This is a genomic window from Acidimicrobiales bacterium (genome assembly GCA_036399815.1).
Taxonomy (GTDB): Bacteria; Actinomycetota; Acidimicrobiia; order Acidimicrobiales; family DASWMK01; genus DASWMK01.
This window is the reverse complement of the sequence record DASWMK010000189.1, coordinates 1-25,426: the sequence shown is the minus strand read 5'-3', so window position 1 is coordinate 25,426 and position 25,426 is coordinate 1. Positions and strand designations below refer to the sequence as shown.

22 protein-coding genes are annotated in these 25,426 nt (G+C 75.4%); 15 read left to right on the top strand and 7 right to left on the bottom strand.

Going from position 1 to position 25,426, the window contains the following annotated elements; all coding sequences use genetic code 11:
• On the top strand, positions 1–2,897 hold a 2,897-nt coding region (infB, locus tag VGB14_14265), incomplete at its 5' end, for a translation initiation factor IF-2 (GenBank protein HEX9994088.1).
• A 13-nt stretch (positions 2,898–2,910) separates the two neighbouring features.
• Here the strand turns inward: infB and VGB14_14260 are convergent.
• Positions 2,911–3,501, bottom strand: a complete 591-nt coding sequence (locus VGB14_14260) for a hypothetical protein (protein HEX9994087.1) — start codon at positions 3,499–3,501, stop codon at positions 2,911–2,913.
• A gap of 37 nt (positions 3,502–3,538) precedes the next feature.
• Between VGB14_14260 and VGB14_14255 the strand changes: the two genes are divergently transcribed.
• The 5 genes from VGB14_14255 to VGB14_14235 are packed head-to-tail and all read left to right on the top strand — an operon-like array spanning position 3,539 to position 6,690.
• A complete protein-coding gene (locus VGB14_14255; GenBank protein ID HEX9994086.1) occupies positions 3,539–3,832 on the top strand; it encodes a DUF503 domain-containing protein in 294 nt (97 codons plus the stop codon).
• Positions 3,829–4,209, top strand: a complete 381-nt coding sequence (gene rbfA / locus VGB14_14250; GenBank protein ID HEX9994085.1) for a 30S ribosome-binding factor RbfA — start codon at positions 3,829–3,831, stop codon at positions 4,207–4,209. Before VGB14_14255 ends, rbfA begins: the two co-directional genes overlap by 4 nt.
• On the top strand, positions 4,206–5,099 hold the full coding sequence (truB, locus tag VGB14_14245; GenBank protein ID HEX9994084.1) for a tRNA pseudouridine(55) synthase TruB: 894 nt from the start codon (positions 4,206–4,208) through the stop codon (positions 5,097–5,099). Before rbfA ends, truB begins: the two co-directional genes overlap by 4 nt.
• Before the next feature lie 14 nt (positions 5,100–5,113).
• Positions 5,114–6,046: a bifunctional riboflavin kinase/FAD synthetase gene (locus tag VGB14_14240; protein HEX9994083.1), complete on the top strand. Its 933-nt coding sequence runs from the start codon at positions 5,114–5,116 to the stop codon at positions 6,044–6,046.
• Complete coding sequence (locus tag VGB14_14235; protein HEX9994082.1) at positions 6,043–6,690, top strand: sugar O-acetyltransferase; 648 nt, start codon at positions 6,043–6,045, stop codon at positions 6,688–6,690. Before VGB14_14240 ends, VGB14_14235 begins: the two co-directional genes overlap by 4 nt.
• Here the strand turns inward: VGB14_14235 and VGB14_14230 are convergent.
• A complete protein-coding gene (locus VGB14_14230; GenBank protein HEX9994081.1) occupies positions 6,622–7,812 on the bottom strand; it encodes a Fic family protein in 1,191 nt (396 codons plus the stop codon). The two genes, VGB14_14235 and VGB14_14230, sit on opposite strands and share 69 nt — an antisense overlap.
• 229 nt (positions 7,813–8,041) lie before the next feature.
• Between VGB14_14230 and rpsO the strand changes: the two genes are divergently transcribed.
• The 5 genes from rpsO to VGB14_14205 all read left to right on the top strand — a co-directional run bounded on the left by rpsO (position 8,042) and on the right by VGB14_14205 (position 15,083).
• On the top strand, positions 8,042–8,299 hold the full coding sequence (gene rpsO / locus VGB14_14225) for a 30S ribosomal protein S15 (GenBank protein HEX9994080.1): 258 nt from the start codon (positions 8,042–8,044) through the stop codon (positions 8,297–8,299).
• A gap of 176 nt (positions 8,300–8,475) precedes the next feature.
• Positions 8,476–10,941 carry a polyribonucleotide nucleotidyltransferase gene (locus VGB14_14220; GenBank protein HEX9994079.1) on the top strand — a complete coding sequence of 822 codons (2,466 nt, stop codon included), beginning with the start codon at positions 8,476–8,478 and terminating at the stop codon, positions 10,939–10,941.
• A 5-nt stretch (positions 10,942–10,946) separates the two neighbouring features.
• Positions 10,947–12,215: a pitrilysin family protein gene (locus tag VGB14_14215; protein HEX9994078.1), complete on the top strand. Its 1,269-nt coding sequence runs from the start codon at positions 10,947–10,949 to the stop codon at positions 12,213–12,215.
• Positions 12,216–12,237: 22 nt separating this feature from the next.
• Positions 12,238–13,005, top strand: a complete 768-nt coding sequence (gene dapB, locus VGB14_14210; GenBank protein ID HEX9994077.1) for a 4-hydroxy-tetrahydrodipicolinate reductase — start codon at positions 12,238–12,240, stop codon at positions 13,003–13,005.
• A 2-nt stretch (positions 13,006–13,007) separates the two neighbouring features.
• Entirely contained in the window at positions 13,008–15,083 is a 2,076-nt protein-coding gene (locus VGB14_14205) for a SpoIIE family protein phosphatase (GenBank protein ID HEX9994076.1), read from the top strand.
• On the opposite strand, the gene VGB14_14200 is transcribed toward VGB14_14205, so the two are convergent.
• Genes VGB14_14200 through VGB14_14190 form a run of 3 tightly spaced genes read right to left on the bottom strand, consistent with a single transcriptional unit; the run spans position 15,080 to position 17,381 of the window.
• Positions 15,080–15,844, bottom strand: coding sequence for a dihydrodipicolinate synthase family protein (locus tag VGB14_14200; protein ID HEX9994075.1), 765 nt, complete (start codon positions 15,842–15,844; stop codon positions 15,080–15,082). The two genes, VGB14_14205 and VGB14_14200, sit on opposite strands and share 4 nt — an antisense overlap.
• The gene (locus VGB14_14195; GenBank protein HEX9994074.1) at positions 15,837–16,574 is read right to left on the bottom strand and encodes an SDR family NAD(P)-dependent oxidoreductase; all 738 of its coding nucleotides are present in this window, start codon (positions 16,572–16,574) and stop codon (positions 15,837–15,839) included. Before VGB14_14195 ends, VGB14_14200 begins: the two co-directional genes overlap by 8 nt.
• Before the next feature lie 9 nt (positions 16,575–16,583).
• Entirely contained in the window at positions 16,584–17,381 is a 798-nt protein-coding gene (locus tag VGB14_14190) for a hypothetical protein (GenBank protein HEX9994073.1), read from the bottom strand.
• 26 nt (positions 17,382–17,407) lie between these two features.
• On the opposite strand from VGB14_14190, the gene VGB14_14185 reads away from it, so the two are divergent.
• Positions 17,408–19,045: a long-chain fatty acid--CoA ligase gene (locus tag VGB14_14185; protein HEX9994072.1), complete on the top strand. Its 1,638-nt coding sequence runs from the start codon at positions 17,408–17,410 to the stop codon at positions 19,043–19,045.
• A gap of 3 nt (positions 19,046–19,048) precedes the next feature.
• On the opposite strand, the gene VGB14_14180 is transcribed toward VGB14_14185, so the two are convergent.
• Both VGB14_14180 and VGB14_14175 read right to left on the bottom strand, forming a co-directional pair.
• A complete protein-coding gene (locus VGB14_14180; protein HEX9994071.1) occupies positions 19,049–19,618 on the bottom strand; it encodes a TIGR03086 family metal-binding protein in 570 nt (189 codons plus the stop codon).
• A gap of 16 nt (positions 19,619–19,634) precedes the next feature.
• On the bottom strand, positions 19,635–20,549 hold the full coding sequence (locus VGB14_14175; protein ID HEX9994070.1) for an acyl-ACP desaturase: 915 nt from the start codon (positions 20,547–20,549) through the stop codon (positions 19,635–19,637).
• Positions 20,550–20,617: 68 nt separating this feature from the next.
• Between VGB14_14175 and VGB14_14170 the strand changes: the two genes are divergently transcribed.
• The 3 genes from VGB14_14170 to VGB14_14160 all read left to right on the top strand — a co-directional run.
• Positions 20,618–21,406: an SURF1 family protein gene (locus VGB14_14170; GenBank protein HEX9994069.1), complete on the top strand. Its 789-nt coding sequence runs from the start codon at positions 20,618–20,620 to the stop codon at positions 21,404–21,406.
• A gap of 39 nt (positions 21,407–21,445) precedes the next feature.
• On the top strand, positions 21,446–22,150 hold the full coding sequence (locus VGB14_14165; GenBank protein HEX9994068.1) for an FHA domain-containing protein: 705 nt from the start codon (positions 21,446–21,448) through the stop codon (positions 22,148–22,150).
• Between the two features lie 73 nt (positions 22,151–22,223).
• Positions 22,224–25,426 (top strand): hypothetical protein (locus VGB14_14160; GenBank protein ID HEX9994067.1); only part of this gene is annotated, 3,203 nt, incomplete at its 3' end.

Below are 25,426 nucleotides of genomic sequence, written 5' to 3'. Positions count from 1 at the left end.
CCACCCGCCCCGCGCCCGGCCAGCCCGAGGTCGGCGCCACCCGCCAGGCGCCCGACGCCGGCCAGGCGCCCGGCGCCGGCCAGGCGCCCGGCGCCACCCGTCCGGCGCCCGGCCAGCCCGAGGTCGGCGCCTCCCGTCCCGGCCCCGGCCAGGGCGCCCCCGTCGGCGCGCCCCGCCCGCCGGCCCCGGCCGGCGCCCCCGGCACGGCCCCCCGCCCGCCGGCTCCGCCCGGCGCCCGGCCTCCCGCCCCCGGCCCGCAGGGCGGCCGCCCGCCGGCCCCCGGCCAGGGTGTGCCCCGCCCGACGGCGCCGCCCGGCGCCCGCCCGCCGGCGCCTCCCGGGCAGCGGTCGCCGGCCCCGCCGCGCGTCGGCGCGTCCGAGCCCCGGCCCGGCGTCGTCCGCAGCAGCCGCCCCGACACCGACGACGGCGCCGCACCGGCGGCCGCGCGGGTCGGCTCGGCCCCCGGCCAGCAGGGCGCCCGCCCGCCGGCCCCTCCCGGCCAGCGCCCCGCCGGCCCGCCCCGCCAGGGCCCCGGCGCGCCCGGCAGCCGACCGCCCGGGCCCGGGCAGGCCGGCCCCCGACCGGGTGGCCGCCCGCCGGCCCCCGGCCAGCAGGGCGCCCGCCCGCCCCAGGGCGGCGTCCGCATGCCCGACGGCCGCGTCGTCCCGCCGCCGCCCGCCGCCGCGGCCGGTGCCCCCGGTGCCGGCGCCGGCGGTGCCGGCCCCGTCTCGCCGTCCGGCAAGCGCATCCCGCCGCCGCCCCGCCCGCAGCGGCCGGTGTCGTCCACCGGCCGGCCCATCCCGCCCCCGCCCGGTGGCGGCGGCCGCGGCCGCCCGGCCGGCGGCCCGCCCCGTCCCGGCGCCGGCGCCGGCCGCCCCGGTGGCGGCGGTGGCCGGAGCATGGGCGGCCCCCGCTCGTCCGTCCCCGGCGCCGGCATCGGCCGCCCCGGTGGCGGTCCCGGCGGCGGCCCCGGCGGTCGCGGCGGGCCCCAGGCCAACCGCCGCCCGCCCCGCCGCAAGGGGCGCCGTCGTCGCAGCCGTGAGGAGCTCCAGCCCCTCGACGTGATGCCGACCTACACGGCCAAGGACGCCCCCATCCCCGAGGGCACGGTCGTGATCGAGCGCTCGTCGACCCCGCAGGAGCTCGGCTCGAAGCTGAACCGCACGGCGGCCGACGTCGTCCGCTTCCTCATGCAGCAGGGCGAGATGGTGACGGCCACCCAGTCGCTCACCGACGACATGATCGAGCTGTTCGCGGCCGAGATCGGCGCCGCCATCCGCCTCGTCGACCCCGGCGAGGAGCAGGAGGTCGAGCTCCAGAAGCTGCTCGACCTCCCGGACGAGGAGGAGGAGGACGAGGCCGACCTCGTCGCCCGCCCGCCGGTCGTGACCGTCATGGGCCACGTCGACCACGGCAAGACCAAGCTGCTCGACCGCATCCGCCAGGCGAACGTGGTCGAAGGCGAGGCCGGCGGCATCACCCAGCACATCGGCGCCTACCAGGCCGAGAAGAACGGCCGGCGCATCACGTTCATCGACACCCCGGGCCACGAGGCGTTCACCGCCATGCGGGCCCGCGGCGCCGAGGTGACCGACATCGTCATCCTCGTGGTGGCGGCCGACGACGGCGTGATGCCCCAGACGATCGAGGCCCTGAACCACGCCAGGGCCGCCGAGGTGCCGATCGTCGTCGCCATCAACAAGGTCGACCGCGAGAACGCCGACCCCACGAGGGTGATGCAGCAGCTCTCCGAGCTCGGCCTCGTGCCCGAGCAGTGGGGCGGCGACACCGTGATGGTCGAGGTGTCGGCCCTCCAGGACCTCGGCATCGACGACCTGCTCGAGAACCTGCTCGTCGTGGCCGACGTGGCCGACCCGCCGCTCGTCGCCAACCCCGGCGGCCGGGCCATGGGCACGGTCCTCGAGGCCAACCTCGACGTCGGCCGGGGCCCCGTGGCCACCGTCATCGTCGAGCGGGGCACCCTGCGGGTCGGCGACCCGCTGGTGGCCGGCGCGGCGTGGGGCCGGGTGCGGGCCCTCATCGACGACAAGGGCAACCAGGTGCGCGAGGCGGGCCCGTCCTCGCCGGTCCAGGTGCTCGGCCTGTCCGACGTGGCTGAGGCGGGCGACGACTTCGTGGTCGCCCCCGACGACAAGACGGCCCGCAGCGTCGCCCAGACCCGCGAGCACTGGCACCGCCTGCGCGAGCTGGGCCGGGACGCCTCCGTGCTCAAGGCCCCCGGGGTCCGGCTGGAGGACATCTTCAACCAGATCCAGGCCGGCGGCACGGCCACGCTCAACCTCGTGCTCAAGGCCGACGTGGGCGGCTCGCTGGAGGCGCTCACCGAGGCCCTCCGCCGCCTCGAGCGGGAGGACGTGAAGCTCGGCTTCGTCCACCGCGGGGTCGGCGGCATCACCGAGAGCGACGTGCAGCTGGCGTCGGCCTCGAGCGCCACGATCATCGGGTTCAACGTCCGCCCCGATCGCAAGGCCAGGGACCTGGCCGAGCAGGAGGACGTGGAGATCAGGACCTACGAGATCATCTACCAGGTGCTCGAGGACATCGAGAACGCCATGGTCGGCATGCTCGCCCCCGAGTACGAGGAGGTCGTGACCGGCGAGGCCGAGGTCCGCGAGATCTTCCGGGTCCCGCGGGTCGGCGCCATCGCCGGCTGCTACGTGCTCAACGGGACGATCACCCGGGGCTCGAAGGTCCGCTTCCTCCGCGAGGGCACGATCATCTGGAAGGGCACGATCACCTCGCTCAAGCGCTTCAAGGAGGACGCCAGGGAGGTGCAGGCCGGCTACGAGTGCGGCATCGGCCTGTCGGACTTCCAGGACCTGAAGCAGGGCGACATCATCGAGACCTTCGAGGAGCGGGAGATCCCCCGGACCTAGGTCCGGGGCCCGCTCACGCCGTCGCCGACCGGGCCCGCCGGCCGGCGACGACCAGGCCGGCGCCGACCAGCGCCGCCGCGACCACGGCCCCGACCAGCACGCCCGACCGCGCCGGCCCCGAGCCGGCCGGCCCGGCGTCGGCGGGCGCCGTGGCCGCGGCCCGAGGGGCGGGGAGGCCGGCGGCGACGAGGTCGTCGGCGAGCCCGGCCGGCGCCGCGAACCAGCCGCCGTAGGAGCGCTGGCCCATCACCGCCTGGCCGGGGGCCAGGTAGGTGACCGGCCCGGCCTCGGCGTAGGGGTAGACGTCCTGGCGGACGACGTCGACGTCGCCACCCGGGCCCGGCACCTCCCAGGACACGACCAGCCGGGGGCCGAGGTCGCCGGCCGGGGCGCCGTCCAGGGTCGGGTCCGGCTCGGTCCGGAACACGGTGGCGAAGAACCCGAGGTCCTCCACGAGCGCCCAGTGGCCGTCGAGGTCGAGCGCCACCGGCGCCTCGTAGCCGTCCCCGTCCACCGTCGCCGCCGCCGGTCCCTTGGCCGAGGCGGCCGTCGCCGGGGCCAGTAGCGTCGTCACCACCACGAGGAGGAAGATTCGGGTCCGCACGCCAGCGCCTCCTTCGACCGGACCCGCAGATCAGACCATGTTCGCCTGTGCCCTGTCCATCGACCTCCACCTCCCCGAGTGCCGCTCGCTGAAGGCCAAGCGCGCCGTCGTGAAGCCGATCGTCGAGGGGTTGCGGCGGCGCTACCACGTGGCCGCGGCCGAGGTCGGCCACGCCGACTCCTGGCAGCGGGCCGAGCTCGGCGTCGCCGTCGTGTCCGGCTCGCAGCACCACGCGTCCGACATCCTCGACGAGGTCGAGCGCTACGTGTGGTCGTTCCCGGAGGTGCAGGTGCTCGCCACGAGCCGTTCCTGGCTGGAGGACGCCCGATGACCCGCCGACCGACCGGACAGCGCCACTACCCCCGCACGGCCCGGCTGAACGAGCTGCTGCGGGAGATCGTGGCCGACGAGCTGGAGCGGGTGGACGACGACCGGCTCGTGCTCGTGACGGTGACCGGCGTGGAGGTCGAGCCCGACCTCCGCCACGCCACCGTGTGGTTCGACTCGCCGGCCGGCGAGGAGGGCGACGAGGAGGTGCTGGCCGGCCTGGCCGACGCGAGGGTCCGCCTCCAGGCCGCCGTCGGCCGCCAGGCGAGGACCAAGCGGGTGCCGGAGCTGTCGTTCCGGCCCGACCCGGCCGTCCGCCAGGGCCTGCGGGTGGAGGACATCCTGCGCCGCCTCCACGAGGAGGGCGACCGGCCGGGATGAGCGGCCGCCCGCCCGGCCCCGACGGGGTGGCCGTGGTCGACAAGCCGGCCGGGTGGACGTCCCACGACGTCGTCGCCCGCTCCCGGCGCCTGCTCGGCACCCGCAAGGTCGGCCACGCCGGCACCCTCGACCCGGGCGCCACCGGGGTGCTGCTGCTCGGCGCCGGCCGGGCCACGCGCCTGCTGCGGTTCCTGTCGGGCCTGTCGAAGTCCTACGTCGGCGAGGTCGTGCTCGGGGTCGAGACGACGACCCTCGACGACGAGGGCGAGGTGACCGCCACCCACGACATGGCCGGCGTCGGCGTCGAGGACGTGCGGGCCGCGGCCGCGGCCTTCGTCGGGGAGATCGACCAGGTGCCGCCCATGGTGTCGGCGGTGAAGGTCGGCGGCCGCCGCCTCCACGAGCTGGCGCGGGCGGGGGAGGTGGTCGAGCGGGCCCCCCGGCGGGTGACCGTCCACGCCCTCGCCGTCGACCCGGTGCCGGGCGACGAGCTCGCCTTCCGCCTTTCCGTCACGTGCTCGTCGGGCACCTACGTGCGGTCGCTCGCCGCCGACCTCGGCCGGGCCCTCGGCGGCGGCGCCCACCTGCGCCGGCTGCGGCGGACGGCGGTCGGGCCGTTCGGCCTCGACGAGGCCGTCGCGCTCGACGCCCTCGCTCCCGACCGCCTCCTCCCGCCGGCGGTCGCGCTGCGGGGCCGGCCGGCGGTCAGTGTCGAGGACCCCGACGTGGTCACCGCCGTCGGCCACGGCAAGGTGCTGCCCGACGAGGTCCTCGGCATCGAGGGTGACGGCGGGGGGCCGTGGGCCGTCCTCGACGCCGCCGGCACCCTGCTCGCCGTGTACGAGCGCCACGGCGCCGGCCGGGTCAAGCCGGCCGTCGTCCTCGCCTAGGTAGCCTCGCCGCCGTGGAGGTGGTGCGCGAGCCCGACTGCCCGCGGCCCGACGGGGGCACGGTCGTCACGATCGGGGCCTACGACGGGGTGCACCTCGGCCACCGCGCCCTCGTCGCCGAGGTCCGCCGGCGGGCGGAGCGGCTGGGCTGCGCCAGCGCCGTCGTCACCTTCGACCGCCACCCCGCCACCGTCGTCCGCCCCGAGTCGGCCCCCCTGCTGCTCACCGACCTCGACCAGAAGCTCGAGCTGCTGGCCTCGACCGGGCTCGACTACGCGCTGGTCGTCCAGTTCGACGCCGAGCGGGCGAGGGAGTCGGCCGAGGACTTCGTGCGCCGGACGCTCGTCGGCTGCCTCGGGGCCCGGTCGGTGGTCGTCGGCGACGACTTCCACTTCGGCCACCGGCGTCGCGGCAACGTCGACCTGCTCACCAGCATGGGCGCCGACCTCGGCTTCGACGTGCTCGGCCTGCGCCTCGTGGCCGACGGCGAGGAGGCGTACTCGTCGACCCGCATCCGCCGGGCGCTCGCCGCCGGCGACGTGGCCGCCGCCGCCACGATGCTCGGCCGCCCCCACGAGGTGCGGGGCCGGGTGGTGCGGGGCGACGGCCGGGGCGGCCCCGAGCTCGGCTACCCGACGGCGAACGTGGAGGTCCCGCCCGGGATCCTGCTGCCCGCCGACGGCGTGTACGCCGGCTGGTACGAGCGGCCGTCGGGCGAGGTCCACGAGGCCGCCATCTCCCTCGGCCGCCGCCCCCAGTTCTACGAGACGGCCGACGCCTCGCTGCTCGAGGCCCACCTGCCCGGCTTCGACGGCGACCTGTACGGCGAGGCCGCCAAGGTCCGCTTCGTCGCCCGCCTGAGGGGCCAGGAGCGCTACGAGACCGTCGACGCGCTCATCGAGCAGATGGGCCGGGACGTGGACGCCACCAGGGCCGCGCTGGCGTGAGCGACGGCCGCACGCAGCGGGAGCGGATGCTGGCCGGCGACCCGTACCTCGCCGACGACCCGCAGCTGCGGGACGAGGCGGCCCGCGCCCGGCGGCTCCAGGAGGCCTACAACGCCACGCCGGCGGCCGACCGCGACGCCCGCCGGCGGCTCCTCGAGGAGCTGCTCGGGGCGTTCGGGGAGGACAGCGAGATCCGCCCGCCGTTCGCCTGCGACTACGGCTACCACGTGCGCGTCGGGGCGAGGACGTTCGTCAACTTCGGCCTGGTGGCCCTCGACGTGGCCCCGATCACGATCGGCGACGACGTGCAGATGGGGCCGTACGTGCAGCTGCTGACCCCGACCCACCCCGTCGAGGCCGCGGCCCGGCTGGCCAAGTGGGAGGCGGCCCGGCCCATCACCATCGCCGACAACGTGTGGCTGGGCGGCGGCGTGGTCGTCCTGCCCGGCGTGACCATCGGCGAGAACACCGTCGTCGGGGCGGGCGCCGTCGTCACCCGCGACCTGCCGGCGGACGTGGTCGCCGTCGGCAACCCGGCCAGGGTCGTGCGGGCCCTGCCGGAGGCGGGGAGCGGGTCACGGCTCGTCGAATGGCAACCGGAGCGCGGCACTCCCGGCGCCGTCCTGGGGCGTGAAGAGGTGTGACGTGTCGATCGGCTGGCGCCCCCGCTGGTAGGCCGCACGAACCTCGAGCAGCGGGCCGGCAGCTACGTAGTACGTCCCCCGTTTCACGCCCCGACGCTCGAGCAGTCCGGCATTCACCATCGCCCGCAGGTCGATGGTCGCAACCTGGTTCGAGATTTCCTCCTCCCAGCCCCGGAGGACGGTGCGGTATCCGGCGTTGCGAACCCGCAGGCCGATGGTGGCGTCGAACAGAGCGGCGACGGAGCGATTCGGTAGGCGGTGCTCGACGATCAGCGCTTCGAGAGCGGACCAGATCGATTCCGACTCGCGGACACGCCGCAGGACGCTCATCGCTTGCACGAAGTGCGCCTCGAGGCAGAACCGCACCCAAGGCCGGGCGTCGTGGTGCGGGTTCCACCGCCCCCGACCGACGGCGCCGAGCACGGCGTAGTAGGCGTGCGTGTTCGCACCCAGGTATTCCTCGATGCTGGAGAACTCCGGAACGAGGATTCCCTCACGGGCGAGCACGAGCGTCTGTAGGCACCGGGCCATCCGCCCGTTGCCGTCTCTGAAGGGGTGGATCATCACGAGGTTCAGATGCGCCATGGCCGCTCGGACGAGCGCCGGGACGTCGGTCTCGACGGACAGCTGCTTCACCAGCTCCTCGACCAGCGAGGGAACGACGTCCGCTTCCGGGCCCTCGTACACGATCTCGCCGGACGCATCGTTCCGAATCCAGATGGCTCCCGGGCGCCAGAGGCCAGGACCGGCCTCGAGCGAGTACTCCGTCATCATGAAGTGGAGGCTCCGGACGAGGCCGGCGGTGTACTCGAAGTGCGGATCCTGCGCCAGCTGCAGCACGTACGTCATGGCTCGCCGGTAGCCCGTCACCGCGTGCCAGTCCTCGGTCCGAGCATCGGCGGGGTCGTCGCCCTCGATGGCGGCAACAGCGTCCTCGACGGAGACGTGGTAGCCCTCGATGCTGTTCGATCCTTGGATCGCCAGTGCGGACAGGACACGTCGGACCGAGCCGACCCAACGACGCGGCTCGGCGACATAGAACCGAAGTTGGCGGCGGAGGTCGTCGATGCGATCCAGCGCCGCTGCCTCCTCGGGGCCCACGGTTGGAACCTCGAAGATCACGAACGACTCCTATCGAAACATTGAAGCGATAGCTAGTTGTTATGGATAGTATCAGTATATGATATCGCCCGAAGGCCCGTGCGGGCCCTGCCGGAGGCGGGGAGCGGGCTGCTAGCCTGACCGGGACCGGTCCGCCGGTCGACGCTCGCCGCCGTCGCGGCCGAGCAGCTCCCCGCCTCGCCCAGCGGGCGGGGGAGCAGGGTCCGACACCCGCACACGAAGGAATTGCATGCCCGACAAGACAGCGACGATCGCCGAGCACCGGCTCCACGAGTCCGACACGGGATCGCCCGAGGTGCAGATCGCGCTCCTCACCGAGCGCATCAACCACCTCACCGAGCACCTGAAGGTGCACAAGAAGGATCACCACAGCCGGCGCGGCCTGCTCATGCTGGTCGGCCGGCGCCGTCGCCTCCTGGACTACGTCCGGAGGAACGATGTCGAGCGCTACCGGGCGATCATCGGTCGCCTCGGCCTGCGCAGGTAGCACCCCCACGAGCGGCCTGCGGGCCGCTCGTGGCGCGTTCCGAACACCACTGCGGCACCCGCGGGTCAGCTGCCAGTCGAAGGTCCCCGGGCCCCCGCCCGGTGGTCGCCGACTGGGAACTGGCCCCGCCGCACCGATCGGGCACCGGACGAAACGGTGCCTCGAAGGGAGCATCCATGGCGGACGCCATCTCCGTCTCCACCGCCGTCGCCGGCACCGAGGGCAAGACCCTGTCCCTCGAGACCGGCAAGCTGGCCGGCCTGGCCGACGGCGCCGTCGTCGCCCGGCTGGGCAACACCATGGTCCTCGTCACGGCCACGGCCGCGAAGACCGTGCGGGAGGGCATCGACTTCTTCCCGCTGACCGTCGACGTCGAGGAGCGCATGTACGCGGCCGGGAAGATCCCCGGCTCGTTCTTCCGGCGTGAGGGCCGGGCCACCGACCAGGCCATCCTCACCGCCCGCCTCATCGACCGCCCGCTGCGACCGTCGTTCCCCGACGGGTTCCGCAACGAGATCCACGTCGTCGCCACCATCCTCGGCGCCGACCTCCGCAACCCCCACGACGTGCTCGCCATCAACGGCGCGTCGGCCGCCCTCACGATCTCCGGCATCCCCTTCGCCGGGCCCATCGGGGCCGTGCGGCTGGCCTACACGGTCGACGGCCAGTGGCTGCCCCACCCGACCTACCAGGAGGGCGACGAGTCGACCTTCGAGGTGGTCGTGGCCGGCCGGGCCCTCGACGACGGCGACGTCGCCATCATGATGGTCGAGGCCGGCGGCACCGAGCGGGCCTGGGACTTCTACGCCGGCGGCGCCCCCCGGGTCACCGAGGAGGTCATCGCCGAGGGCCTCGAGGCGTCGAAGCAGTGGATCAGGGAGTCGATCAAGCTCCAGCTCCAGCTGCGCGAGCAGGTCGGCGAGCGCCCCGCCGTCGACTACGTCCCCCAGGTGGACTACGCCGACGAGGTGCTCGCCCGGGTGCGCGAGGTCGGCGAGGCCCGGCTGACCGAGGCCCAGGCGACCGCGGGCAAGGCCGACCGGGACGCGGCGACCAAGGAGGTCACCGACGCCATCCTCGCCGAGCTCCTCCCCGAGCTGGCCGACGTGGCCGACGCCGAGAAGCAGCTGAAGTCGGCCGTCCGCTCGGTCACCAAGGCGATCATCCGCCGGCGCATCGTCGAGGACGGCGTGCGCATCGACGGCCGCGGCGTCCGCGAGCTGCGCCCGGTGTCGGCCGAGGTCGGGCTCATCCCGACGGCGCACGGCTCGGGGCTGTTCCAGCGGGGCGAGACCCAGGTGCTGAACGTCTGCACGCTCGGCATGCCGCGCATGGAGCAGATGCTCGACACGATCGGCGTCGACGACTCCAAGCGCTACATGCACCACTACAACTTCCCGCCCTTCTCCACCGGCGAGACCGGCTTCATGCGGGGCCCGAAGCGCCGCGAGATCGGGCACGGGCTGCTGGCCGAGCGGGCGCTGCTGCCGGTGGTGCCGTCCTCCGAGGAGTTCCCCTACACGCTCCGCCTCGTCTCCGAGGTGCTGTCGTCGAACGGGTCCACCTCGATGGGCTCGGTGTGCGCCTCGACCCTGTCGCTGATGGACGCCGGCGTGCCGGTGAAGGCGCCGGTGGCCGGCATCGCCATGGGCCTCGTGTACGCCGAGGGCCGGTACACCACCCTCACCGACATCCTCGGCGCCGAGGACCACTACGGCGACATGGACTTCAAGGTCGCCGGCACGGCGGACTTCGTCACCGCCCTCCAGCTCGACACGAAGATCGACGGCATCCCGGCCGACGTGCTCGGCGCCGCCCTCGAGCAGGCCAAGGAGGCCCGCCTCCAGATCCTCGAGGTCATGCGCGAGGCCATCGCCGAGCCCCGGTCCGAGGTGCGGGAGACGGCGCCGAAGATCGTCAGCTTCCACATCCCGATCGACAAGATCGGCGAGGTCATCGGCCCCAAGGGCAAGGTCATCAACGCCATCCAGCAGGAGACCGGCGCGGACATCAGCGTCGACGACGACGGCACCGTCGGCACGGTCAGCATCGGGTCGGTCGACTCGGGCGCCGTGGCCGAGGCCAGGCGCCAGATCGAGCTCATCCTGAACCCGCCGACGGCCGAGGTCGGGCAGGTCTACAAGGGCAAGGTCGTCAACATCACCAAGTTCGGCGCCTTCGTCAACATCCTCCCGGGCCGCGACGGCCTGGTCCACATCTCCAAGCTCGGCGGCGGCCGCCGCATCGAGCGGGTGGAGGACGTGGTCGACCTCGGCGACGAGCTCGAGGTGCGGGTGGACGACGTGGACCCGAACGGCAAGGTGTCGCTCACCCCGGTGGGCGAGCGCTTCGCCAACGGCGACGGCGGCGGCGACGCCCCCCGCTCCGGCGGTGGTGGTGGCGGCGGCGAGTCGGCCGGCTCCGGGGTCGAGAGCGTCAGCTTCGAGGACGCCTTCGACGCCGAGGTCCGCCAGGAGTTCGGCGACCTCGGGCCCGCGCCCGTCGGCGCCGACACCGGCCGCGAGCGCGACCGGGGCGGCGACCGGGGCCGGGGCGGCGACCGGGGTCGCGGCGGCGACCGGGGCGGCCGCGGTGGTGGCGACCGTGGCGGCCGCGGTGGCGGCGGCCGGCGTCGCCACTAGCCGGGGTGGGTGACCGGGCGGCGGACGAGGGCGTCCGCCGCACCTGCCTCCCGGGCGGCCTCCGGGTCGTCACCGAGCACATGCCCGGCGCGCTGTCGGTGACCACCGGCGTGTGGGTCGCCGTCGGCGCCCGGGACGAGCCGGCCCCGCTGGCCGGCGCGTCCCACTTCCTCGAGCACCTGCTGTTCAAGGGCACCGAGGCGAGGACGGCGCGCGACATCGCCGAGGCCGTCGACGCCGTCGGCGGCGAGATGAACGCGTTCACCGCCAGGGAGCACACCGCCTACTACACGCGCCTCCCGCGGGGGGACCTCGCCCTCGGGCTCGACCTGCTCACCGACGTGCTGTCCGCGCCCGCCTTCCGGGACGCGGAGGTCGAGGCCGAGCGGGACGTGATCCTCGAGGAGCTGGCCATGAGCGAGGACACGCCCGACGACCGGGTGCACACGCTCGTGTACGAGGCCCTGTTCCCGGACCACCCGCTCGGTCGCGAGGTGCTCGGCGACCCGACGACGATCGGCGGGCTGACCAGGGACCAGATCCGGGGCTTCTTCGACGAGCACTACCGGCCGGCCAACCTCGTGGTCGTCGGCGCCGGCGACCTCGACCACGACGACGTCGTCGCCGCCGTGGCCGAGCGGCTCGACGGCCGGGCGAGCGGCGAGCGGCCGGCCCGCCACGCCCCCGACGTCGCGCCCCGCCCGCTCACCGTGCTGAAGCGCTCGACCGAGCAGGCCCACCTCGCCGTCGGCGTGCGGGCCCTGGCGGTGGACGACGCCGACCGGTACGCCCTCGGCGTCGCCAACCAGGCCCTCGGCGGCGGCATGTCGAGCCGGCTGTTCCAGGAGATCCGCGAGGAGCGGGGCCTCGCCTACTCCGTCTACAGCTACACCTCGGCCTACGCCGACACCGGCGCGCTGGTCGTGTACGCCGGCACCTCGCCGACCAAGGCCAAGCAGGTGCTCGGCCTGCTGCTCGGCGCCCTCGACGACCTGGCCGAGCGGGGCCTCACGGCACAGGAGCTGGCCGTGGCCAAGGGCGGGCTCGAGGGCCAGCTGCTGCTCGGCCTGGAGGACAGCGGCAGCCGCATGTCCCGGTTGGGCCGCCACGAGATCACGAGGGGCGAGGTCGTCCCGGTGGACGCCCAGGTGGCCGGGCTGCGGGCGGTCACGGCCGAGGACGTGGTCCGGGTGTGCGCCCGGGTGCTGTCGGGGCCGAGGGCCGTCGCCGCCGTCGCCCCGTTCGGGGAGCGGGGCCTCGCGGGGGTGGCCTGACCGGCCCGTCTATCGTTCGGCCATGTCGCTCCGAGTGGCGGTGTTCGGGGCTGCCGGGCGCATGGGCGCGACGGTGTGCCGGGCGGTGGCGGCCGACCCCGGCCTCGAGCTCGTCGCGGCCGTCGACCCCCGCCACGCCGGGCCGGGCGAGGCCGGCGTGCCCGTGTCGGCGTCGCCCGACGCCGTGCTCGACGCCGGCGCCGACGTCGTCGTCGACTTCACGAGGGCCGAGGCCGCCAGGGGGAACCTGCGCTGGGCGGCCGACCACGGCCTGCACGCGGTGACCGGCACGACCGGGCTGGGCGAGGCCGACCTCGACGACCTGCGGGCCCGCTTCACCGACCGGGGCTGCGTGGTCGCCCCGAACTTCGCCATCGGCGCCGTGCTGATGATGCGCTTCGCCGAGCTGGCCGCGCCGTGGTTCGAGACGGCCGAGGTCGTCGAGCTCCACCACGACCGCAAGGCCGACGCCCCGTCGGGCACGGCCATGCTGACGGCCGGCCGGATGGCCGCCGCCTCCGACCGGTGGGGCGCCGACCCGACGACCGACGAGGTCGTGCCCGGGGCCAGGGGCGGTGCCGGGCCGGGCGGCATCCACGTGCACTCGGTGCGCCTCCGGGGGCTCGTCGCCCACCAGGAGGTGCTGCTCGGAACCGACGGGCAGCTGCTCACCATCCGGCACGACTCGTTCGACCGGGTGTCGTTCATGCCGGGGGTGCTGCTGGCCGTCAAGGCCGTCCCCGACCGGCCGGGGCTGACCGTGGGCCTCGACGCCCTCCTCGGCCTTTGAGGGTGCCGCCCGGGCTGGCGGCCCGGCTCACCGGCGTCCCCGAGCGGGGGTGGCGCCGCCGGCACGGGGTCGTGCTGGTCGCCATGTGGGCGGCGGTCGGCGTGGTCGGCGCCGTCGCCGCCACGGTCGGGCCCGGCGCGGGCAGGAGCGCGGGCGAGGGCGTCTGGCTCCTGCCGCTGGCCGTCGTCGCCACCGTGCCCGTCGGGTGGCGGGTGAGGACGGCGGCCGCCGCCGCCACCGTCACCGGGGCCGCCGCCACCGTCGCCCACCTCACCGAGGTGGCCGGGCCGGGCGTGTTCATGCTGGCCGCCGTCGCCCTCCTGTGGGCCTACCGGTCCTGGCTCCCGTTCCTCGTGGCGGTGGCCGTCGTGGCCGGCTTCCACGTGGTCCTCGACCTGGTCCCGGGCGAGCTGGTCCAGTGGGACGAGGCCGCCGCCGAGCTCGTCGTCGTCCTCGCCGCCGTGGCGGCCCGGGTGGTGAACGAGGTGGCGTGGGCCGACGTCGACCGCCTCCGCCTCCAACACCTGCTCGTCCTCGACGCCGCCGAGGAGGGCATCTGCGGCGCCGACCTGGAGGGCCGGGGGACGTTCGTCAACCGGGCCGCGGCCCGGATGTACGGGTTCGCCGAGGAGGAGCTGGTCGGCAGGTCGGTGCACGAGCTCACCCACCACCACCGGGCCGACGGGTCGCCGTACCCGCCCGAGCAGTGCCCGATCCGCCAGGCCGTGACCGGCGGCAAGCGGGTGCACGTGTCCGGCGAGGTGTTCTGGCGGAAGGACGGCACCTCGTTCCCGGTCGAGTACGTCGCCGCCCCGCTGCGCCAGGGCGGGCGGGTGGTGGGCGGGGTCGTCACCTTCCGGGACGTGAGCGAGCAGGAGGCGGCCAGGCGGGCGGCCGCCGAGCTGGCCAGGATGGCCGAGCGCCAGGCGGCCCAGACCGAGACCGTCCACCTGCTGGAGGAGGCCGTCCGCCCGCCGGTGCCGGAGGTCGACCACGCCGAGATCGGCGTGTACGTGCTGCCCGCCGACCCGAACGCGCCGACCGGCGGCGACCTCTACGACCTGCACGTCCTGCCCGACGGCGACCTCCACCTCGCCGTCGTCGACGTGGTCGGCAAGGGGGTCGCGGCCACGAAGGACGCGCTGGCCGTCGTGCACGCGCTCCGCCTGCTCGTGCTCGACGGCTGCCCGCCGGCCCAGCTCGTGGCCCGGGCCGACCGCCTGGTCACCGCGCTCAGCCCCGACCTGGTGGCGACGGCGCTGGTCGCCCGCTACACGCCGTCGACCGGGGTGGTGCGCCTGGCCGGCGCCGGCCACCCGCCGGCCCTGCTGCTGGCGGCCGACGGGGCGTCGCGCTTCGTGGCCGCCCCGGGCATCGCCATCGGCTGGCCGGGGGCGGGCAGCGAGGAGGTCGTCGAGGTGAAGCTCGAGCGCAGCGACGTGCTGCTGCTCTACACCGACGGCCTGGTGGAGGCGACCAAGGACATCCTCGCCGGCTTCGACGGCCTCCAGCGGGCCGCGGCGGAGACCGTCAGCTACCCGGCGCCGTCGCTCGCCCGGGCCCCCGTCGAGCGGGCCCTCGCCGGCAGCGTGCGCCGGGACGACACGCTGGCCCTGGTCCTCCGCCGCCGCCGCCCGCCCGACCTGCCCGAGCGGCCGGCGCTGCGCCCGTTCGCCCACCGGTTCAGCCCGAACACGGCCGCCGTGCCGGTGGCCCGCCACCTGCTGCAGGACTGGCTGCGCCACCAGCCGGTCGACCCCGACGCGGTGCCCGACCTCGTGCTGATGGCCTCCGAGCTGTGCTCGAACGCGGTCGCGGCGTCGACCGGGGCGCCGGCCGCGCTCGGCCTGCGGTCCTGGATCGAGGGCGACGCCGTCGTGGTCGAGGTGTCCGACGACGGCCCCGGCCTCGTCCTGCCCGACCGGCCCGTCGAGGAGCCGCCCGACGGCGGCCTCGAGCGGGGCCGGGGGCTGTTCATCGTCCGCGTGCTGGCCGACGAGGTGCACGCCGTCCACGAGGACGGCCGCTCGTCGGTGCGGGTGGTGAAGCGGAGCGTGGCGGCCGGCCGCCGGCCCTAGGAGGCGACGCGGGCGACGGGGGAGGTGGCGAAACGCTCGGCGACGGCGGCCTTCAGGCGGCGGATCGAGGAGGCCGCCCGGTGGGCCGGGAGCATGGCCCGCTGCGCGGCGGCGTCGCCGGCGAAGGCGGCCACCGCCGTCTCGGGGTCGAGGTTGGCGGCGGCGAGGATGGCGCCGGCGCAGCCGACCGGGCCGGCCAGGGCGAGCACGGCCGACGAGCCGACCCACACCGGGTGCGGGAAGCGGTCGAGGGTCTCGAGCAGGCGGGCCGGGTCGCCGGTCGAGTCCTTCAGCCCGCGCACGGGCAGGCCGGCGAGGGCCTCGACGGCGATGCCGGGGGCCGACGCCCTCGGGAAGTGGTAGGCGAGCACGGGCACGTCGCCGGCCGCGGCGGCCACCTCGTCGTAGTAGGGGCGGGGGTCGTCGGCGAGGGGCGGGGACAGGGCGAGCACGGCGTCGGCCCCGCCGGCCGCCGCCCGCCTGGTGAGCTCGGCCGCCTGGCGGGCCGACGGGGCCCCGGTCCCGGCGACGACGGCCACCCCGGGCGGCACGGCGGCCCGCACGGCGGCGAGCAGCGCGTCCCGCTCGTCGGGGGAGAGGGTGGCCGCCTCGCCCGTGGAGCCGGCGACCACCACGCCCCGCACGCCGAGGGCGGCCAGCCGGGCGGCCAGGTCGCCGGTCGCCGGGCCGTCGAGGTCGCCCCGCTCGTCGAACAGGGTGAGGAGGGCGACCCCCACGCCGGTGAAGACGGGGTCAGCCACGGCGGTGCACCCGGCCGGCGCCGGCCTGGTCCCTCGGCATGACCACGACCTGGTCGACGTTCACGTGCGGCGGCCTGGTCACCATCCAGGCCACGCAGTCGGCGACGTCCTCGGCCACGAGCGGGGTCATCCCCCGGTAGACGGCGGCCGCCCGCTCGGCGTCGCCGGCGAAGCGGACGAGGCTGAACTCCGTGTCGACCATGCCGGGGTCGACCTGGCCGACGCGGACGGGCCGGCCGAGCAGCTCCATGCGCAGCACCTTCATCGTCGCCCGCACGGCTGCCTTCGACGCGTTGTAGCCCGCCCCGCCGGGATAGGGCTCGAAGCCGGCGATCGAGCCGATCGTGACGACGTGCCCGTCGCCGCTCGCCTCGAGCCGGGGGAGCAGCGCCCTCGTCATGCGAAGGACGCCGAGGACGTTGACCTCGTACATCCACCGCCACTCGCCGTCGTCGGCCTCCTCGTACGGGCTCGTGCCGAGCGCCCCGCCGGCGCTGTTCACGAGCACGCGGACGTCGCCGACCCAGTCGCAGAACTCGGCCACCGAGGCGGGGTCCTCGACGTCGAGGCGGTGCCAGCGGGCGCCGGTGGCGGCGGCCACGTCCCTCAGGCGGTCCTCCCGGCGGGCCCCGACGGCGACGTCGAACCCCTCGGCGGCGAGCCGCCGCGCCGTCGCCGCCCCGATGCCCGCGCTCGCCCCGGTCACCACCGCGGTCCCCCGTCCGGCCATGGGCCGACCCTAACCGGGGGCCTGGTCGGCCTCGTCCTCCTCGTCGTCCTCGGACGGGACGGCGACGGCCAGCGCCGCCTGGGCCAGCTCGTCGCGCTCCAGGTCGACGGGCGCCTCGCCGGTGCCGACCCCGGACGCCAGCAGGTCCTCCTCCTGGTCCAGCTCCTCCTCCAGGCGGACGAGCGCGCCGATCTCGTCCTTGCCCCTGAGGCGCTGGAGCACCCAGCTGCCGGCGACCATGGCGAAGGCCAGCGCGGTCAGCGGCCACTGGTAGTCGCGGATGAACCCGAGGAGGTCGGTGAGCGGGGCCTCGAACGCCTCGCCGGTGATCTTGATGAGCCAGAGGCGGGCGATCGTGCCGGTGACGTTGAGGACGAGGAACACGGCCGGGGTCATCCCGGCCGAGCCGGCGAACAGGCAGATGTAGTTGTTGGGGGCGAGGAACACGAGCGGCCAGGCCGCCTTGGAGAACGCCTTCTCGATCCACCGCAGCACCTCGCCGACGCTCGGCGCCCGGCGCTCGGCCCACTTCACGGCGGCGTCGCCGTAGAAGAAGCCGAGCAGGTAGAAGAGCGGGTCCGACACCAGCAGGCGGACGGTGCCGACCACGAAGTAGACGAGCGGCTCCACGTTGTTGACGACCAGCACCAGGTTGCGGTTGCGGGCGTTCAGCGCCATCAGCCAGACCGGGTGCTCGTTCACCAGGGTGGGGGCGAGCGCGTCGCCCACGTTGCTGGCGATCACGAGGGCCACGAGCGGCACGACCAGCAGCGGCAGCAGGCGACGGGGCGGCGTGCGGCGCTCCAAGGCCCCTGAATCTACGCTGGCCCACCATGCGTGGGCTCATGCAGGACCACCCGCTGACCGTCACCCACCTGTTCAGCCGGGCCGAGCGGCTGTTCCCCGACAAGACGGTGGTGACGGCGGCGCCCACCGGGGTCGAGCGGGTCGCCTACGGCGACTGGGCGGCGAGGACGAGGCGGCTCGGCGGCGTGTTCGACCGGCTGGGCCTGAGCGACGACGCCCGCGTCGGCACGTTCGCCTGGAACACGGCCCGCCACCTCGAGCTGTACTTCGCCGCGCCGTGCACCGGGCGGGTGCTGCACACGCTCAACATCCGGCTGTTCCCCGAGCAGGTCACCTACATCGTCAACCACGCCGAGGACGAGGTGATCTTCGTCGACCGGTCGCTGCTGCCGCTGCTGTGGCCGCTCGTGCCGAGCTTCGAGACCGTCCGCCACTTCGTGGTGATGGACGACGGCGGCATGCGGGCGCCCGGCGCCCCGCCGGCCGAGGTGCCCGACGACGACCGCGTGCTCGACTACGAGGAGCTGCTCGCCGCGGCCGAGCCGGTCGAGTTCCACGTCGAGGACGAGTGGCGGGCGGCGTCGATGTGCTACACGAGCGGCACCACCGGCAACCCGAAGGGCGTCGTCTACAGCCACCGGTCGACGTTCCTCCACACGATGGCGGTGATGGAGGCGGACGGGATCGGCATCCGCGAGTCCGACGTGGTCCTGCCGGTCGTCCCCATGTTCCACGCCAACGCCTGGGGCCTGGCCCACGCCGGCGTGGCCGTCGGCGCCGACCTCGTCATGCCCGGCCCCGACCTCAGCCCGAAGGCGATCGCCGACCTGATCGAGCACGAGCGGGTGACGATCGCGGCCGGCGTCCCGACCATCTGGATGGGCGTGCTGCCCGAGCTGAAGGGCAGGGACGTGTCGTGCCTACGGGCCATCCCGTGCGGCGGGTCGGCCGTGCCCAAGGCGCTGTCCGAGGCCTACCGCGAGCAGGTCGGCCTGCCGATCCTCCAGGCCTGGGGGATGACCGAGACCAGCCCGGTCGCCTCGGTCGGCACCCTCCGCCGGGCCCACCACGACCTGCCCGAGGAGGAGAAGGCCGACCTGCGGGCGACGATCGGGCGGATCGCGTTCGGGGTCGACTTCCGGGTGGTGGAGCCCGGCACGATGACCGAGGTGGCCTGGGACGGCGAGTCGAGCGGCGAGCTCCAGGTGCGGGGCCCGTGGATCGCCGCCGCCTACTACCACCACGACGACCAGGGCGACTCGTTCACCGAGGACGGCTGGCTGCGCACCGGCGACGTCGCCACGGTGGACAAGGACGGCTACCTACGGCTGGTGGACCGGACCAAGGACCTCGTGAAGTCGGGCGGGGAGTGGATCAGCTCGGTCGAGCTCGAGAACGAGCTCATGTCCCACCCGAAGATCGCCGAGGCGGCCGTCATCGGGGTGGCCTCGGAGAAGTGGGGCGAGCGCCCGATCGCCTGCGTGGTCGTGAAGCCGGGGGAGGAGCTGGGCAAGGAGGAGGTCCTCGACCACCTGCGGGCGAGGGTCGCCGGCTGGCAGGTGCCCGACGACGTGGTGTTCATCGACGAGGTGCCGAAGACCTCGGTCGGCAAGTTCTCGAAGCGCACCCTGCGCGAGCGCTTCGCCGACCTGCGCCTCCCGTAGAGGTCAGGGGCGGCGGCCGGCGAGGTCGAGGAGGCGGTCCTGGAGGTCGGCGTCGTCGGCCACGGTGCCGCTCGGGCCCTCGCCGAAGATGCCGATCGTGCCGATGAACGGGGCCATCGGCGACATGAACCGCCACACGACCTCGACGAGGGCGGGGTCGAGGCGGTCGTCGGCGCCGATCGCCCTGGCCAGGTCCCAGGCGTGGATGACGAGGTCGCCGACCCGGAAGCCGAGGAACTGCTCGCCGGTGATGTCGCCCCGCGGGTGGTGCACCGTCCTCGACAGCGCGCCCGGCGCCCGGAAGGCGTCGACCATGTCGCGGCCGGCCTCGTCGTAGGCGGCGACGGGGTCGTCGCCGACCGGGGCGGCCCGCACGGCGGCGATGGCGTCGGCGGCCGTCGCCCCGGCCAGCAGCAGCACCGACATGCGGTTGCCGGCGATGCCGTGCTCGACCACGTCGCGGGCCGACCAGCCCTCGCACGGCGACGGCGCGTCCCACCGGTCGTCGCCGACCTCGGCGACCCGGCGGCCGAACTCCCGGACGGCCCGGTCGAGGGCGTCGAGCGGCTCCATGCCGCCGAGCCTACGGTCAGCCGGTCGCGGCCAGCGCCTGCTCCCGCTCGGCCCGCCGGGCGGCCAGGCGGTGCCCGGCCTTGCGGACCCGCTCGATGTGGCGGACGAGCCGGTCCCTCGCCTGCTCGGCCTCCGGGGTGAGGCCCTCCAGCCCCTCCAACCCCCAGTGCCGCAGCACCACGGGGACGAGGATCTGGTCGGCGTGGATGGCGAGGTCGTAGATGCCGGCCCTCGCGATCGCCATGGCGTGGTGGCCGAAGTCCGGGATGCCGGTGCCCGGCATCTCGAACTCGCGCACCTCCTGCTCGACGGCGATCACCATCTCCGACGGGTCCCGCTCGAAGGCGGCCGTCGCCAGGTCCCGGTAGAAGAGGTAGTGGAGGTTCTCGTCGGCGGCCACCCTCGCCATCACGTCGTAGCCGGCCCGGTCCGAGAGCAGCTTGCCGGTGTTGCGGTGGGCGATGCGGGTGGCCAGCTCCTGGAGGGCGACGTAGACGACGCCGTTGGCCGGGCCGGCCGGCTCGGGCACCTTCGCCCCCGACACCTGCGACATCCGCCCGCGCTCCAGCGCGACGGGGTCGACGGCCCGGGTGACGACCAGGTAGTCCCGGATCACGATGGCGTGCCGCCCCTCCTCGGCCGTCCAGCGGTGCGCCCACTCGCCCCACACGTCGGCGGCGGAGAACATCCGGGAGATCGTCCGCAGGTAGTACGGGAGGTTGTCCTCGGTGAGGAGGTTGACGAACAGGGCGCTGCGCACGGCGTCGGGCAGGTCGTCCTCGGCCTGCCAGGCCTCGCCCGGTTCGAAGTCGCGGCCCCGGCTCCACGGCACGAGCTCGTGCGGGAACCATTCCTTGGCGGTCGAGAGGTGGCGTTCGAGCAGCTGCCCGGCCACCGGGGCGAGGTCGTGGAGGAACCCGTCCGGCACCATGGGAGCCATCCTACCTACTGGTCGGTAGGACAAACGTCGTCGGGCGCGGTCGGCCGTAGGGTGGCGGCGTGCGGTCGTTGCTCACCCCCCGGTGGCTGCTGTCGCACGTGCTCGTCGTCGCCCTCGTCGTGCTCATGGTCAACCTCGGGCTCTGGCAGCTCCGCCGGCTGGACGAGCGCCGGGCGGCCAACGCCGCCGTCGAGGCCGCGCTCGCCCGCCCGGTGGAGGACGTGGGCGCCGTGGTCGACGCCGGGGCGCCGTTCGGCGACGTCGACGGCGTGGTCTGGCGGCGGGTGACGGCCACCGGCACCTACGCCCTCGACGAGCAGGTGCTCGTGCGGTCCCGCAGCTACCAGGGCAACCCGGGGTCGTGGGTCCTCACCCCGCTCGTGCTCGACGACGGGACGGCGGTCGCCGTGAACCGGGGATGGGTGCCGATCGGGGAGGAGGGGCCGGAGGGCCCGCCCCCGCCCGAGAGCGCGCCGCCGACCGGTCGGGTCACGGTGACCGGCGTGCTCCAGGCGACCCAGGAGCGGGGCCGGTTCGGGCCCACCGACCCGGCGGAGGGCCGCCTGGTCACCCTGTCCCGGCTCGACCTCGGCCGCCTCCAGCAGCAGGTGGACGAGGACCTGTACCCGGTCGCCCTCCAGCTCGAGGCGTCCGAGCCGGCCCAGGCCGGCGGGCTGCCCGTGCCCGTCCCGCTCCCCGAGACCGGCGACGAGGGCCCTCACCTGGGCTACGCCGTGCAGTGGTTCGTGTTCTCGACGATCGCCGCCGTCGGCTACGTGGTCATCCTGCGCCGGCAGCGGGCCGAGCGCGCCGGGCGGGACGAGCGGGTGCCCGACTGGGTGTCGTGATCCCCCAGGGGGGAGCCGGACCAAAGGTATGATCCGGCCGTGAACGGCGACCCGGGCCGAGCCGTCATCGCCGTTCACGGCGGCGAGTGGGTGCTCGAGGCCGGCGCCACCCTCAGCTTCGGCCGCAGCGCCACCTGCGACATCCGCATCGGGGCCGACGACCACGGCGTGTCCCGGCGGGCCGGCGAGTTCCGGAGGGACGGCCCGTCGGTCGTCGTCGTCAACACGAGCGACCGGGTGACGCTCCTCGTGGTCGACGAGTTCGGCATGCCCCACCCGGTCGCGCCGCTGCGGTCCCACGTGATCGTCGGCACCCCGGCCCAGGTCGTGGTGCAGGGGTCGATCCGGGGCTACGCCCTCGCCGTGCGCATGACCGAGGCCCCGCCGGCGGCCGTGCCCGTGGTCGTGGCCGACGGCGAGGCGCCGACGACCTACGAGGTCGAGCTCGGCCCCAAGGACCGGCTCGCCTTGCTCGCCCTCTTCGAGGGGTACCTGCGGCCGTTCCCCCGCTACCAGCCCCACCCGAGGACCTACGCCGAGGCGGCCGAGCGGCTGGGGTGGCGCAAGGCCGCGCTCACCCGGCGGGTCGACCGGATCAGGGAGCGGCTGACCGACGCGGGCGTGCCGAACGTGGTCGGCGACCACGGCCTCGACAACCTCGCCCAGTTCGTGCTGACCGGCCGGCTCCTCACGCCGGAGGACCTGCCGCTGCTCGACGCGCCCCCCGCGACCGACGACGACTGACCACCGCCCGCGGCCGGCGACAAGGTGAGGCCTCCCCTCGCGCGCGCAGCGCGGCGGGGGCGAGGATGGCCCCGTGAGCACCAGTGGCGGAAATCGGACCAAGGGCCGGGGGCGGCGGTGGTGGGCGACGGTCGTCGCCGCCTGCCTCGTGCCCGTCACGGCCGCGTCGGCGCCGGCGGCGGCCGACGAAGAGCTCCCGGTCGCCATCACGGCGATCCAGCGGGTGAGCCTCGACGAGGGCGGCGGCCAGTTCCGCGGCACCCTCCTGACGGCGGCCGGCGCGTCGATCTCGACCGACGGCCGGTGGGTGGCGTTCGCGGCGGCGAAGTCGGACGTGCGCCAGGTGTACGTCCGCGACGTGGTCGCCGGGCGCACGGCCCTCGTCAGCGTGTCGACCGACGGCGAGGCCGGCGACGCGTCGTCGTGGGCCCCGGCCATCAGCGCCGACGGCCGGTTCGTGGCCTTCGAGTCGCGGGCCGGCAACTTCGGCGACGTGGCCCTCGACCGCACCCACGTGTGGGTGCACGACCGGGACGCCGACGGCGACGGCGTCTACGACGAGGTCGGCGGCGTGACGACCGTGCTCGTCAGCCGGTCGGCGTCGCCCGGGGCCACGAGCGGCGAGGAGGGCAACGGCAACAGCGGGTTCGTGGCCGGCCCGGTCATCTCCGACGACGGCCGGTACGTCGTGTACACCTCGACGGCGTCGAACCTCGTGCGCCGGGACACCAACCGCCGGGCCGACGTGTTCGTGTTCGACCGCGACGCCGAGCCGGCCGGGCCGAACGGCGTGTTCGACGAGCCCGGCGGGTCGGCCACGACGCGGGTGAGCGTGGGCGCCGCCGGCGAGCAGCTGGCCGGCGTGGCGCCCTACTACCTGACGGCGAGCGCCGACGGCCGCCACGTCGCCTTCGTGGACCCCGTGGGGACGCTGATGGTCCACGACCGCGCCGGGCCGAGGACGACGGTCGCCTGGTTCACGACCCCGGTCGGGTCGTGCGACGACGGCACCGGCGAGCGCCACCCGGGCGGCCTCTCCATGACGGCCGACGGCCGCTTCCTCGCGTTCGCGCTGGCCGGGGCCGACGGCCGCTGCGGCATCCGGGTCCACGACCGCGACGCCGACGCCGACGGCATCCTCGACGAGCCGGGCCGGGTCGTCACCGACGACGCCTTCCCGGGGACGGCGCCGAAGGTCCGCTACGACGACGACGGCGTGGCCGTCGCCTTCGTGGAGGCCGGCACCGCCGGGCGCTACCTGCCCCGCTACCGGACGGGCACCGGCGCGGTGCTCGACCTCGACCACACGATCGCGGGCGGCCGCCCCGACGTCCCGGGCGTGACCGACCTGACCGTCCAGGCCGGCGGGTCGCTCGTGGCCTTCACCAGCCACGCCACCGACCTGGTGCCGGGGGACACGAACGGCCTCGCCGACGTGTTCGCCCTGTCGCTCGGGCGGGCCCCGACGGCGCTGGCCGCGTCGGTGACGTGGGCGCCCATCGGCGAGGGCGCCGGGCCCGGCCGGGTGCGGGCCGGCGCCAGCCAGGTGCGCCTGGCCGAGATCCCCGTCGACCACCTGATGACCCTCGGGTTCGACCTCGGCTCGTCGCCGAACGGGCGCCGGGCGCCGAACGGCCGGCGGGCGCCGACCCTCGACGACCCGAGCCCGTTCGTGCCGAACATCGCCCGGCGCACGATGGCCGACATGGCGGACGTGTTCCGCGAGGCGTTCCGGCACGTGCTGCTCACCGACGTCCCCGTCGACCACCCCGGCGGGTGGGCCGACCTGCTCGCCGGGACGCCGATCGCCGCGCTCCCGCCGGGCAGCCAGACCCTCGACGACGTGTTCGCCATGCTGGCGACGACGGCGACCCTCCCCGAGGGCCACCCGCTCGCCGACCTGCCCCTCGGCGCCCTGCGCCCGCCGACGCCGCCGGCGCTGTCGGCCGTCGCCCAGCAGCTCGGCGACACGCCGGTCGTCGACCTCACCTTCCGGGACGGGACGACGTGGTGCCAGCGCTTCGCCAGCACCGGCTCGACCTGCGCGGACCTCGGCCTCGAGCGCAACCGGGCCACCCTGGCCCGGCTGGAGTGGCGGTCGGTCTCGGGCGCCATCGTGTCCCTCGCCCACCGCACCGAGCTCACCGACCCGCCGCTGGCCCCGAACTGGTCGCTCCTCGAGCGCAACCGGGCGCCGGTCGTGTCGGCCCGGCTCGACGAGCTCGGGCTGGCCGTCAGCCGCGTCGGCCGGATCGGCCTCGACCTCGCCGTCAGCCAGTCCCGGTCGCTCGCCGCGCTGACCCTCGGCGAGGTGCGCGACGCCCGCCGCGACCCCGACCACTCCGAGGGGACGCTCGAGGGCATCGTCACCTGCGACAGCGCCGGGTTCGTGTGCGACGACGCCGCCACGCTCGGCGCCGCCCACGACGCCAGGGCGATCACCCCCACCGCCGAGCTGGCCGACGCGGAGGGCGCCTACGGCGAGCTGACCCTGACCGACATCCGCACCGCCCTGCCCGACGACCTGAGCCTCTACGACATCGTGATCGGGACGCTCGAGCGGGCCGACTTCCCGTGGGAGACGCTCGACCTCGACGCCGCCGGCGTGCAGGACTTCGCCGCCGACCCGAGCAAGGTGCACGTCGCCGCCACCGTGCGGGCCGACGCCGCCGACCCCCGCATGGACGTCATCGCCACCGTCGTGCTGCCGCCCGGGTTCCGCTACGTGGCCGGCACGGCCGTCGTCGACGGCGCCCCGGCCGGCGGCGAGCCCGCCCTGGCCCCGTCGCCGGAGGGCACGACGGTGCGGTTCCTGCTGTCGGCGACGACGACCGGCGCACCGCACACCGTCGAGCTCGACGCCTACGCCGGGTTCCGGCTCGGGCGGTTCCCGCTCGCCGCGTCGGCCACCGCCGGCGGGGTGACCGTCGCCGCGGACGCGCCGACCGTCGAGGTCGTGGCCCCTCCCGACCAGCCGGACGTGGCCGCCGACGCCCCCCTCATCGGGCCCGACGTGCTCCAGCTCGGCTACGTGACGTCGCCGACCGACGTCGACCTGTTCCGCTTCGAGCCCCGTCCCGGCGAGGCCGTCTCGGTCCACCTGAGCAACCTCGACGCCGACGACGACCTCGTCCTCTACGGGCCGCCCCACGAGGACCCCGAGGGCACGGCGACGAGCGCGGTCGCGCCGCGGACGGACGGCGCGGCCGTGGCCCCGGTCGACAGCGGGGCCCAGCTGCCGGGCGCCGACGCCGAGGCACCGCCGGAGGCCCTCGA

Coding starts and splice junctions, on each gene's coding strand:
- rbfA (HEX9994085.1), top strand. CDS start 3,829: ATGACCCGCCGACCGACCGGACAGCGCCACTACCCCCGCACGGCCCGG.
- VGB14_14195 (HEX9994074.1), bottom strand. CDS start 16,574: ATGGCCGGACGGGGGACCGCGGTGGTGACCGGGGCGAGCGCGGGCATC.
- dapB (HEX9994077.1), top strand. CDS start 12,238: ATGTCGCTCCGAGTGGCGGTGTTCGGGGCTGCCGGGCGCATGGGCGCG.
- VGB14_14220 (HEX9994079.1), top strand. CDS start 8,476: ATGGCGGACGCCATCTCCGTCTCCACCGCCGTCGCCGGCACCGAGGGC.
- VGB14_14255 (HEX9994086.1), top strand. CDS start 3,539: ATGTTCGCCTGTGCCCTGTCCATCGACCTCCACCTCCCCGAGTGCCGC.
- VGB14_14180 (HEX9994071.1), bottom strand. CDS start 19,618: ATGGAGCCGCTCGACGCCCTCGACCGGGCCGTCCGGGAGTTCGGCCGC.
- VGB14_14175 (HEX9994070.1), bottom strand. CDS start 20,549: ATGGTGCCGGACGGGTTCCTCCACGACCTCGCCCCGGTGGCCGGGCAG.
- rpsO (HEX9994080.1), top strand. CDS start 8,042: ATGCCCGACAAGACAGCGACGATCGCCGAGCACCGGCTCCACGAGTCC.
- VGB14_14185 (HEX9994072.1), top strand. CDS start 17,408: ATGCGTGGGCTCATGCAGGACCACCCGCTGACCGTCACCCACCTGTTC.
- truB (HEX9994084.1), top strand. CDS start 4,206: ATGAGCGGCCGCCCGCCCGGCCCCGACGGGGTGGCCGTGGTCGACAAG.